This window comes from Rathayibacter sp. AY1H2, from assembly GCF_002931985.1.
GTDB lineage: Bacteria > Actinomycetota > Actinomycetes > Actinomycetales > Microbacteriaceae > Rathayibacter.
Window position 1 is genome coordinate 16,155 of record NZ_PSUV01000007.1, and the last position, 10,843, is coordinate 26,997.

Here is a 10,843-nt window from a genome sequence, read left to right on the forward strand (position 1 = left end):
GGCGCCCGATCGTGTCCAGGCGGCAGGACGGAGTCATCCGGGCACGCCTGCTCGCGCGGATCCCGGCCCGTCCGGAGGAGTTCCTCCTGAGCTCTGAACCGAGCCGTCGAGCACCCGCTCGTAGAACCGCAGATGCGCGGCCGCGACGTCGTCCCAGGAGTGCGAGGCGGCCAGGGCCCGGCCGTCCGGCGAGGGCAGCGTCAGGGCCTCCTCCAGCGCGTCGGCGAAGGAGGCGGGGTCCCGCCCGTAGCGGACCGCGTCCCCGAACACCTCGTGGATCACCGGCAGCTCCCGCGCCACGACCGGCACCCCCGCGGCGAGCGCCTCCATCGCCGCCAGCCCGAACCCCTCCTTCACCGAGACGAAGCCCAGCGCGGAGGCGCCGGCGACGAGCGGAGCGAGCCTCTCCTCCGGAACGGTGCCGAGGATCACCGGAGCGATCCCGAGCTCGGCCGCCCTCCGGTCGAAGGCAGCCCGGTACTCGCGGTAGTCGAACAGGGTCTCGCCGCCGCCGAACACCAGCGCGACGTCGTGGCCGCGCTCGCGCAGCAGAGCCCACGCCTCGAGCAGCTCGATGCTGCCCTTCCGCGGCTCGATGCCGCCGAGGGCGAGGAGGTACGGGCCGAGCTCGGCCCGCCACCCCCCGGTCAGCGGATCGTCGACGGCGGCCGCGAACCGCGCCGCGTCGACACCGTTCGGGATCACGTCGGGCAGCAGCCCCCAGCCGGCGCGCACCTCCTCGGCGACCGCAGCGGACACGCACAGCCGGGTCAGGGGGAGCCGGACGGCGCGGTCGTGGCAGGCGCGCAGCTCCGGGGTGGTGAAGTCGTCCAGGTGGTGGATCGTGCGGATCGGCGCGAGTCCGGCGGCGAGCGCCGCGTTGGCCGAGATGCAGTCCTGCGCGTGGACGACCGGGGCGTCCTCGCCCCGCAGGGCCTCGGCCATCGCGGCGATGGACCGGACGATGCGGGCGCCGACCGGCTCGCCCTCGCGGTGCGGAAAGGGCACCACCCGCACGGTCACGCACGGATCGACGGGGCGGAAGAAGGAGTCGTCGCCGCCCCGGGCGAGCGTGCGCACCGTGACGTCGTGTCCGGCGCGCGCGAGCGCCTCGGCGAGGGCGAGGGTGTGCACCACCCCGCCGCGCGGCCGGGTGGAGTAGGTCAGCAGGCAGATCCGCATCTCAGCTCCGGTAGGCGTGCTCCGCGCGGTCGCGGAGGTGGTGCATCGTGCGGCGGGCGCGGGCGACGGAGCCGGCGACGTCAGCGGAGGCGAGCGCGAGCCCGCCCTTCGCCCAGGTCTTCGCGATGATCTCTCCCGCCGGATCCACGACCTTCGCCTGCCCGAGGAACCGCAGGCCGCCGAGCACGCCGGTCTGGTTCGAGGAGACGAGGTAGACCTGGTTCTCGGCGGCGCGGGCGCAGTCGTAGAGATCGAACAGGTGGGCCTGGCGGTCGTTGCGGATCCGATCGGAGCGGTCGGTCACGCTCGCGGGCCACGCGCTGAGGCAGGCCAGCACCTCCGCGCCGTCGAGGGCCAGCGAGCGCGAGGACTCCGGGAAGGTCTTGTCGAAGTCGATCAGCATCCCCATCCTCCCGATCGGCGAGTCGAAGGCGGCGAAGCCGCTGCCCGGCAGGTACGCCTCGGACTCGCCCAGCGGCAGGTGGACCTTGCGGTGCGTGCCGATCACGCGCCCGCCGTGCACGCACACCGCGGTGTCGTAGCGGAGCTCGCGCCCGCCCTCGAGCGCCCGCTCCGCGATCCCGAAGCACACGGTGAGATCGCCTGCCAGCTCGGCCACGCGGGCGACCTCCGGCCCGTCGAGCTCGAGGCTCGGCGGCAGGTCCGGCCCGGGGTGCTGGAGGTCGAGCAGGTAGCCGCCGAGGGTCGCGTCCGGGAGCACCAGCAGGTCGACCGAGCGCTCGCGCGCGTGGGCGATGATGCCGGCGAGCTTGGCGAGGGTGCGGTCGATGTCGCGGCCGAAGTGCGCTGCGACCGCACCCATCACCGTCTCCGTCATGCGAGGAGGCTATCCGGCGAGATCCGGCTCGTGCTCGCGCGTGAAGCGCCCCGCCTCGCGCACGCGACGGACCTCCTCCGCCAGGTGCCCCGCGTCGCGGGCGATGGCCTCGAAGCGACCGGACCCCCAGGTGTGCAGCCACGGCAGCCCGAGGAACGACAGGCCCGGCACGCTCGTCACTCCGCGCCGGTGGGTGGGATGGCCGGAGCCGTCGAACACGCCGATCTCGACCCAGCGGTAGTCGGAGCGGAACCCGACCGCCCAGACGACGCTGCCGATGCCCGCGAGGTCGAGCTCGGTCGCCTCGGACTCCGGCCGCCAGACCGGACGGCAGCGGGCCTCCTCGGGAGCGTCGATGCCGTGCGCCGCGATGTAGCGGTCGATGTCGTCCTTGATCGACTCCGCGACCGAGTCCGCGTAGTCGAGCGAGGCCTCCGCCGTGGGGGCGAAGCGCAGCCGCGACCCCTCCACCTCGGCCAGCCGGCCGTAGAGGTGCATCCCGTCGCGGGCGAAGGCGCGCAGGTCGATGTCCCGCCCGCCCCCGCGCCCCGTCACGTAGTGGTTGGTCGACTCCCGCTTGGTGAGCCCGCCGACCTGCGCGTGGACGGGCACGTCGTACACGCCCATGTCCTGGAGCCAGGCGACGCAGTCGCGGCCCCGGTAGAAGCGCGCCACCCGCGGTGCGCTGCCGAGGGCGAGGTGGACGTCGCGCCCGGCGAGGAAGAGGTCCTCGGCGATCTGCGCGCCCGACTGCCCGGATCCGACGACGAGCACGCCGCCGGGCGGGAGCGCCTCCGGCGAGCGGTAGTCGGCGGAGTGGAGCTGCAGCACGTCCGACGGCAGCCGCGCGGCGACGGCGGGGAGGACCGGGCGGTGGTAGCCGCCGGTCGCCACGACGACCTGGTCGGCCGTGATCGCGCCCGCGCTCGTGATCAGCTCGAACCCTCCCCCGGCGCGCTCGCGGAGCCGGCTCACCTCCACGCCCTCGACCACGGGGGCGTCGAAGCTCTGCGCGTAGCGGCGCACCCACGCGTGCACCTCGTCGCGCGTCATGAATCCGTCCGGGTCCGGCCCGTCGTAGGGGTACCCGGGGAGGCGGCACTGCCAGTTCGGCGTGACGAGGGTGAAGGCGTCCCAGCGGCGGTCGATCCAGTCGTGGCCGATGGTCGCGCGCTCGAGCACGACGTGCTCGATGCCGTCGTCGACCAGGTGCCGGCTGATCGAGAGCCCGGCCTGCCCGCCTCCGACCACCGCGACCTCGACGTGGCGCCCGGGCTCGATAGCGGCGCTCACGGCCGCACCCGCTGCCCGGCCGGAGCGGGCGGCTCCATCGCGAGCACCCTGACCGTGCCGCCCTCGAAGCGCTGCGCCGTGCGGAGGATGTCGGACTCCTGCTGCATCGCGGAGGTGCAGGCGAACCCGAACCGCTCCCGCACCCGGTCCGACGCGATGCGCAGCGCCTCACTCGAACGGGCGACGAAGTCCTCGAGCGAATAGGCGGTCCCGGTCCCGAGGAACTCGTGCACGACCAGGCTCGGCGAGTAGCAGCGCTCCTCCGAGCCGTCCGGCCAGCGGACGTGGAAGGTCATCTCAGGCATGGACGAGTCCTCCGTTCCAGACCCGGTCGATGTCGTAGGCGCCGGGCCGCCGGTCGCGCAGGTGGAACATCCCGCCGCGCATCGCCTCGAAGGCGCCGCGCACGTCGATGTCGGCGACGGCCATGCCTGCTCCGAGCAGCGTCGTCGCGAGCACGTTGCCGCCGGGATCGACGACCTTCGCGTTCCCGACGTAGCGGAGCGAGCCGAAGGTCCCCGACTGGTTCGAGGCGAGCCAGAACACCTGGTTGTCGAGGGCGCGGGCGATGTCGAACTGATTGAACCGGTACGTCCAGCGGTCCTCCTGCAGGTTCTCGGCCGTCGCCGTCCGAGCGGCCGGCCACGCCGAGAGCGAGGCGATGATCTCGGCGCCGTCCAGCGCCATCGACCGCGCCGCCTCGGGGAACGCCTTGTCGTAGCAGATCTGCAGGCCCACCCGGCCGACCGGCGTCTCGAAGGTGCCGTAGCCCGGGCCCGGCGAGTACGAGAGGTGCTCGCCCAGCGGCTGGTGCACCTTCCGGTAGCTGCCGTAGACCTGCCCGCCGTCCAGGAGCGCGGCCGCGTTGTAGCGGGTCTCGCCGTCGTCGTCGAGCTCGCAGAAGCCGATCGCCACCACCAGGTCGCCGACGATCTCCTGCACCCGCCGCAGCTCCGGCCCGTCCAGGCGCACCGCCGGCGGGAGGGAGCGGCGGGTGGTGGCGACCGTGTCGCCGTGGTTGCCGAGCGAGGAGAGGTAGCCGCCGATCGCGGCCTCGGGGAGCACCAGGAAGCGCACTCCCCTCTCGCGGGCCTCCTCGGCCAGGGAGGCGATGAGCGCGTAGTTCTGATCCAGGTCGCGGGTGAAGTTCGCCGCGACCGATCCGACGAGGGTCATCGCGATCGCCTACAGGTTGTAGGTGGAGTTGATGATCGCGCCCTTGCGGGCGTAGTGGATGAGCGCGTCCTGCACGTCGAGCGGGTGGCAGGGGATGCAGCCCTCGATCAGGTCCTCCTCGCGGAGGCCGTGCAGCGCCATGCCGAACCGGCAGACGAAGACGCGGTTCCCCTCCTGGATGAAGGTCTCGATGGCGTTGTTGAGGTTCTGCTCGCCGGGGAATCCGGAGTCGCCGACCGTCGGGAAGCCGCGGGTGGCCATCGCGTTGATGGTGCCGGGCCCGTAGAAGTAGAGCGCGGACTCGTAGCCCTTCCGCGCCGCGCGGGTGGCCTGGAGCACTGCGACGAAGCTGACCGAGGACTCGTGGGCGATGCCGTGCACGAGGGTCAGGTACGACTCCCCGGGCTCGGCCTGGTAGTCGGGGAAGACCTTGGTGGAGCCGTAGAGGTTGCTGCCCTTCGGGAGCGCCGGGTGGGCGATCTCGGAGCGCGACATCTCGATGTTGGCGCTGACCTGGTCTTCGATCTCCTGGGAGACGGACATGGTTCCTCCTGGTGTCGGTCCGCCGAAGCGGCGTGCGAGTGCATGGCTCCGGCGGGATGCGCTGAGACGACGCGGGACGACGTCCGCCGGGGTGGAGCAGTGGTGCGGAGTGGAACGCGTCCAGTCAACGGCCGGGATGTTTCGGAGTGGTTTCCACCGGAAGAAGCTCCCGTGACGGCGGATCCGTAACGAGACCGCGTTCCTCCCGTCACGAGGGCGAAACACGAGGCGCCTTGACTGGGGGGTGAGACGACCGCACCGACATCCCGGCCGCCGCTGTGCGCGGCCCGTCCGGCCCGCTCCGCGGTGCCACGAAGGAGTCCTCGTGACCGATCTCCGCAGTCCCTCCCCCGCGTCCTCGCCGCCGGCAACCAGTGCGGCGCACCCGGCCGCCGGCCCGCACCCGGTCGGCGGGGCGCACTCCCCGGGCGGGGCGCACTCGACCGGGATCCGCCGCACCGGCCCCTCCGCCCTCCGCACTCGCGTCGACATCGCCCTGCAGGGCATCCGCGTCGAGGCACCGGTGCACCGCGAGGCCGGCGCCGGCCCGAGCGACGACGGGCACGTGATGCTCGGCGGCCTGGGCGCCGCGATCCCGGTGAACCCCGACAGCCCCTACGTGGTGAGCGGGAACCGCCTCCTGCTCGAGGGCGCCGACATCGGCCTGGACGTGACTCCCGTCCGCCGCCCGCGCTTCTACGATCTCGACACCGCCGACGGCGTCTCCTACGAGAAGATCGCCCGGCTGCACGGCCGTGACATCCTCGCGACCACCGTCGTCCAGACCTGCATGCGCTACGACGAGGCGGAGCGCTGCCGCTTCTGCGCGATCGAGGCCTCGCTCGAAGCCGGTGCGACCATCGCGGTCAAGACCCCGGCCCAGCTCGCCGAGGTCGCGGAGGCGGCGGTCCGCCTCGACGGCGTGCGCCAGATGGTGATGACCACCGGCACCTCCAAGGGCCGCGACCGCGGAGCGGCCCACCTCGCGCGCTGCGTCCGCGCGGTGCTCGCGGCGGTCCCCGGGCTGCCGATCCAGGTGCAGTGCGAGCCGCCCTCCGACGTCTCGGCGCTGCAGGCGCTGAAGGACGCGGGCGCCGTCTCGATCGGCATCCACGTGGAGTCGATGGACGACGCGGTGCGGCAGCGCTGGACCCCGGGCAAGGCGCGGGTCAGCCTGGACGAGTACCGCTGGGCGTGGCGCGAGGCAGTGCGGATCTTCGGCCGCAACCAGGTCTCGACCTACCTCCTGGTGGGCCTCGGCGAGGACCCGGACGAGCTGGTCACGAGCGCCCGCGAGCTGATCGGGATGGGGGTCTACCCCTTCGTGGTGCCCTTCCGTCCGCTGCGCGGGACCCTGGCGACCGAGGTCGACCACGTGCTCCCGCCGGCCGGGTCACTGCTGGAGCGGGTCAGCGCCGAGGTCGCCGCGCTCCTGATCGAGGCCGGGATGCTGAGCAGCGGCCAGAGTGCGGGCTGCGCGGCGTGCGGGGCCTGCGGCGTCCTGAAGACGGCCGGCGCCTGATGGTGGAGCTCTCGATCCTCGAGGGTGTTCGGGTCGCGCCTGCGTTCACGGTGGTGCGGGCGGAGGAGCGCGAGCTCGCCGCGCACCGGGCCCTGCGGCGCGAGGTCTTCGTCGCCGAGCAGGGGCTGTTCGCGGGCGACGACCACGACGACGCCGACGACGATCCGCGCTCGGTGGTGCTCGTCGCGGTGGCTCCGGACGGCGCGGTGCTCGGCGGGGTCCGGATCGCGCCTGTCGGCGGCGGACGCGATCTGGGCTGGTGGACCGGCAGCCGCCTGGTGGTGGCGCGCGAGGCGCGGGGCGGCTCCGGGATCGGCGCCGCCCTCGTGCGCGCGGCCTGCGCCGAGGCGGAGGCGCGCGGGGTGCTCCGCTTCGAGGCCTCGGTGCAGCTGCGCAACGAGGTGCTGTTCCGGCGGCTCGGCTGGCGGAGGATCGGCACGAGCACCGTCGCCGGAGTCGAGCACGCCCGGATGCGCTGGCCGATCGACCGGCTCGACCGGGCGGCGACCGCGGCCAAGGCGGCCCTCGGCGCCCTGCTGGCTCCGCTGGCGGCCGAGGGGGGCCTCGGTGGGGCGGGCTTCGTCGGCGACGACGGAGCACCGGTCCCGGGCAGCGACCTGATCGCCGTCTGCGACGCGATCGTCCCGTCCATGGTGGAGCGCCACCCGGAGTGGGCGGGGTGGTGCTCGGTGCTGGTCAACGTCAACGACCTCACCGCGATGGGCGCGACCGGCATCGGGCTGATGGACGCGATCGGCGCTCGCGACGCGGCCGCCGCCGCGCGCATCGTGAGCGGTCTGCGGGCCGCCTCCGCCGCCTGGGGCGTCCCCGTGCTCGGCGGGCACACCCAGCTCGGAGTGCCGGCGGCCCTGAGCGTCACCGGTCTCGGCCGTACCGCGGCGCCGGTGCCGGGCGCCGCCGCTCCGGGCGACGAGCTCTCGCTGACGGCCGACCTCGGCGGCGGCTGGCGGCCCGGCTTCGCGGGCGCCCAGTGGGACTCGACGTCGTCCCGGCGCGCGGAGGAGCTCCGGGCGATGGCCGCCTCCGTCGGACTCGCGCGGCCGAGGGCGGCGAAGGACGTGAGCATGGCCGGGCTGGTGGGGACGGTCGGCATGCTCGCCGAGGCCAGCGGAGGAGGAGCGGTGATCGACCTCGCGGCGGTCCCCGTCCCCGAGGCGGCCGGCACCGCCGACTGGCTCGGCTGCTTCCCCGGCTTCGCGATGATCACCGCCGACCGGCGGGGGGAGTCGAGGATGGGCACACCCTGGACCGCGACGGCCGCGGTGGGGAGCGTCGTCACGGAGCCGGGCGTGCGGCTGCGCTGGCCGGACGGCGAGGAGACGACGGCGATCGCCGGTGCGGTGACGGGGCTCGGCGCAGCGGGCTGACGGGCCGGGCCGGAGGCGCATCGTCCTCGGCGCGGCCGTGAGACGCAACCCCGCGCAGATCCTCGCCGAGCGGCGGAGACTGGCGGCGGCCCGTTGCTCGACGGGCGCTCATCGACGGAAGGAACGACCCCATGGTGGATCTCGGAGGACTCGCGGACAAGGCGAAGAACGCCGTGAACAGCGACAAGGGCGAGGAGCTGACCGACAAGGGACTCGACAAGGCGGGCGACGCCGCCGACTCCGCGACCGGCGGGAAGTTCGCCGGCGTGGTCGACAAGGCCCAGGAGGCCGGCGACCAGCACGTCGGCAACGACTGACCGCCGGGCGGCCCTTCCGCGCTGTCGCGGAGGGCCGCCCGTCCATCAGTCCCGGTCGCCGAGCCCGCGCAGCAGCGCCCGCACCACGGCGACGGAGCGATCGGCCGCGTCGTCGACGTGCGCCTCGAACTCGCCGGGGGCGCAGAGGTCCGAGATCCCGCGGACCGAGACGAACGGCAGCCCGTGCACGTGCGCCGTCTGCGCGAGGGCGACGGACTCCATGTCGGTGGCGAGCGCGCCGGGGAAGTCGTTCCGCACGCGGTCCACGTGGGCGCTCGAGACGAAGACGTCGCTCGAGACGATCAGGCCGCGGCGCACCGGCGGCCCTTCCAGCAGCTCGAGCTCCGCGGCGAGCGCCGCGTCGTCCCCGGAGTAGCGGGCGGGCATCCCCGGGACCTGCCCGAGCGCGTAGCCGAACGCCCGCGCATCGGCGTCGGTCTGCACGTACTCGGCGCCGATCACGACCTCGCCCACGCGGACGTCGGCGCCCAGGCCTCCGGCGGTCCCCGCGCTCACCACGAGCGGCCGCTCGCCGGCCTCCCGCAGGATCGCTGCGGTGAGACCGCCGGCCGCGTTGACGAGGCCGATGCCGGTCCGGACGAGCAGCACTGCGCGGGAGTCGAGCTCGAGCTCCCACTGCAGCGCGTTGCCGACAGCGCGCGGCTCGGAGGCTCTGGACGCGGCGGCGAGGAACGGCGAGGCCTCCTCGTCCATCGCGACCAGGACGATCGCCGTGCTCACGCGGTGACCGTCTCCCACTCCGAGCGGTGCGCGAGGAACGTGCGCGCCGCCTCCTGCGCCCCCTCGAGGGAGTGGTTGGCGCCCCAGCCGCACTGGGTCTCGTTGGCGGCCGGGACCTCGTCGGCCTCGGTGATGTCCTGGAGCGTCGCCTCGACCAGGCCGAGCACCTCGGAGAGCTCGGGCTCGCCCGAGAGGAGCAGGTAGAAGCCGGTCTGGCAGCCCATCGGCGAGAAGTCGATCACGCGGTCGGAGTGGTTGCGGGACTTCTCGGCGAACAGGTGCTCGAGCGAGTGCACGGTGGGCATCTCGAGGTGCCCGCGGTTGGGCTGGGTGAAGCGCACGTCGTACTTGACGAGGTGGTCGCCTCCGGGCAGCGTCTTCGCGTCGGCGAGGCGCACGTACGGCGCTGCGACGGTGCGGTGGTCGAGGTTGAACGACTCGACGTTCATGCGCGGCTGATCCACGGTGGTCTCCTTCGCTGGGGGTCCCTCCATTGTCCTCCGCTCCGCGGAGCGGAGGCGGACCCCGGCGGATCCGGCTGCTTCTTCTCCGGGGCTGCGCCCGGATGCGAGGACGGAACGGAGATCCCCGATCGACCGGGCGGAGGGTGGCCGGAGCGGGGCGGCCGTACGCGGGCGGGTAGCCGAGGGCCATCGAGCCGTCGTTCGCAGTCGTCTTCCCGGTCGTCGTTCCTCCTCCTCGGCGTGCGGGGCGGCGTCCTCGGTCCACTCGACCACGGACTGGTCGGGCACGGAGAGCCAGCGTGCCGTTGCGCCCGACGCGGCGGGGACCCGGGCCCCTGAGCGGTGGAGAACGGGCCGCTCCGGTCCCTGGGGAGGAGCCTCGGCCGCTCCTCAGAACAGGTCCGAGAAGCCCATCGCGACGAGGTTCGCGTGCGAGGTCCGCAGGCAGTCGAGCGCGCTCCGCCCGTAGCGCTCGTCCTGCTCGACGAGGAGGTGCTCGACGCCGAGCGCGAGGCTCGTCCCGATGATCCCCGGGAAGTCGAGGTTGCCCTCCCCCACCTCGGCGAACTGCACGTTCGAGGTGAAGGCGTGCACGGACCACCCGCCGGACACATCGGCGGGCGGCCCGACCCGGTAGTCCTTCAGGTGCACCAGGGCGACGCGCTCCCCGTACCGGCGCAGCGTCGTCACGGGATCGAGCCCGCCCCGCTGCACCCAGTGCACGTCGAGCTCGAGCCCCAGCAGCGGAGCCCGGTCGGCGACGACGTCGAGCAGGAGGCGGCCGCCGTGCCGCGCGAACTCGTGGTGGTGGTTGTGGAGCAGCAGCCGCAGCCCGTCGTCGCGGAGCCTCGCCGCGGCGGCCTGGCAGCGGTCGGCGAAGTCGAGCAGAGCGGCCGGCGAGGCCGCCGCGGAGGCGGGCAGCATGCCGATCCGGACCGTGCGCGTGCCGAGCGCACGGGCGTCGGCGACGATCCCGGCGAGCCCGCCCTCGAGCGCGGCGCCCGGGGAGTCCCCCGGTGCCAGGCCCGCCGAGATCGCCGCGATCTCCACGCCGAGCTCGTCCCGCGCCCGCTGCAGCTCGGTCACGGTGGCCGCCGTCAGCGGGATCTGCGAGATCTCCACCGACCGGTAGCCGATCGCTCGGACCTCCCGGAGCGTCGCGAAGGCGCCCGCCGAGGCGAACGCGTCCTTCAGCATCATCGCCTGCACGCCGATCCTGGTCACGGCAGTCCTCCCGGTCGCGGTGGGGGCCGGCGTCTCCGCGGCCCGGAACGCCCCCGACGGTAGAGGCGCGCCTCCGATCTTGTCAATCGGTTGCCAATACGCGTATGGTCGTGGCACGGCGGCGCTCCTGCCCGCCGGTTCCCGACGACGAGAAC

At 73.9% G+C, this 10,843-nt stretch carries 12 protein-coding genes; 3 read left to right on the forward strand and 9 right to left on the reverse strand.

From position 1 onward, the window contains the following. Window positions 1–33 precede the first annotated feature (33 nt). Genes C5C29_RS06965 through C5C29_RS06990 form a run of 6 tightly spaced genes read right to left on the reverse strand, consistent with a single transcriptional unit; the run spans window position 34 to window position 5,032 of the window. Window positions 34–1,182, reverse strand: a complete 1,149-nt coding sequence (locus C5C29_RS06965; RefSeq protein ID WP_104222632.1) for an MSMEG_0565 family glycosyltransferase — start codon at window positions 1,180–1,182, stop codon at window positions 34–36. 1 nt (window position 1,183) lies between these two features. Continuing rightward, window positions 1,184–2,020, reverse strand: a complete 837-nt coding sequence (locus tag C5C29_RS06970; RefSeq protein ID WP_104308168.1) for a carbon-nitrogen hydrolase family protein — start codon at window positions 2,018–2,020, stop codon at window positions 1,184–1,186. Between the two features lie 9 nt (window positions 2,021–2,029). Then, entirely contained in the window at window positions 2,030–3,313 is a 1,284-nt protein-coding gene (locus C5C29_RS06975; protein WP_219813772.1) for an MSMEG_0569 family flavin-dependent oxidoreductase, read from the reverse strand. Continuing rightward, window positions 3,310–3,618 carry an MSMEG_0570 family nitrogen starvation response protein gene (locus C5C29_RS06980; protein ID WP_104222634.1) on the reverse strand — a complete coding sequence of 103 codons (309 nt, stop codon included), beginning with the start codon at window positions 3,616–3,618 and terminating at the stop codon, window positions 3,310–3,312. Before C5C29_RS06980 ends, C5C29_RS06975 begins: the two co-directional genes overlap by 4 nt. Continuing rightward, on the reverse strand, window positions 3,611–4,489 hold the full coding sequence (locus C5C29_RS06985) for a carbon-nitrogen hydrolase family protein (RefSeq protein ID WP_104250270.1): 879 nt from the start codon (window positions 4,487–4,489) through the stop codon (window positions 3,611–3,613). The genes C5C29_RS06980 and C5C29_RS06985 overlap by 8 nt, the downstream gene beginning before the upstream one ends. 9 nt (window positions 4,490–4,498) lie before the next feature. Continuing rightward, window positions 4,499–5,032 carry an MSMEG_0572/Sll0783 family nitrogen starvation response protein gene (locus C5C29_RS06990; protein ID WP_104222636.1) on the reverse strand — a complete coding sequence of 178 codons (534 nt, stop codon included), beginning with the start codon at window positions 5,030–5,032 and terminating at the stop codon, window positions 4,499–4,501. 325 nt (window positions 5,033–5,357) lie between these two features. On the opposite strand from C5C29_RS06990, the gene C5C29_RS06995 reads away from it, so the two are divergent. The 3 genes from C5C29_RS06995 to C5C29_RS07005 all read left to right on the forward strand — a co-directional run bounded on the left by C5C29_RS06995 (window position 5,358) and on the right by C5C29_RS07005 (window position 8,259). Next, window positions 5,358–6,554 carry an MSMEG_0568 family radical SAM protein gene (locus tag C5C29_RS06995; protein WP_258068881.1) on the forward strand — a complete coding sequence of 399 codons (1,197 nt, stop codon included), beginning with the start codon at window positions 5,358–5,360 and terminating at the stop codon, window positions 6,552–6,554. Continuing rightward, complete coding sequence (locus tag C5C29_RS07000; protein WP_104308169.1) at window positions 6,554–7,942, forward strand: MSMEG_0567/sll0787 family protein; 1,389 nt, start codon at window positions 6,554–6,556, stop codon at window positions 7,940–7,942. The genes C5C29_RS06995 and C5C29_RS07000 overlap by 1 nt, the downstream gene beginning before the upstream one ends. Before the next feature lie 131 nt (window positions 7,943–8,073). Further along, entirely contained in the window at window positions 8,074–8,259 is a 186-nt protein-coding gene (locus C5C29_RS07005; protein ID WP_104308170.1) for an antitoxin, read from the forward strand. Window positions 8,260–8,304: 45 nt separating this feature from the next. On the opposite strand, the gene mtnN is transcribed toward C5C29_RS07005, so the two are convergent. The 3 genes from mtnN to C5C29_RS07020 all read right to left on the reverse strand — a co-directional run bounded on the left by mtnN (window position 8,305) and on the right by C5C29_RS07020 (window position 10,688). Continuing rightward, window positions 8,305–9,000, reverse strand: coding sequence for a 5'-methylthioadenosine/S-adenosylhomocysteine nucleosidase (gene mtnN / locus C5C29_RS07010; protein WP_258069472.1), 696 nt, complete (start codon window positions 8,998–9,000; stop codon window positions 8,305–8,307). Continuing rightward, window positions 8,997–9,449, reverse strand: a complete 453-nt coding sequence (locus C5C29_RS07015; RefSeq protein ID WP_104222722.1) for an S-ribosylhomocysteine lyase — start codon at window positions 9,447–9,449, stop codon at window positions 8,997–8,999. Before C5C29_RS07015 ends, mtnN begins: the two co-directional genes overlap by 4 nt. 405 nt (window positions 9,450–9,854) lie before the next feature. After that, a complete protein-coding gene (locus tag C5C29_RS07020; protein WP_258069473.1) occupies window positions 9,855–10,688 on the reverse strand; it encodes a sugar phosphate isomerase/epimerase in 834 nt (277 codons plus the stop codon). Between the last annotated feature and the right edge of the window lie 155 nt (window positions 10,689–10,843).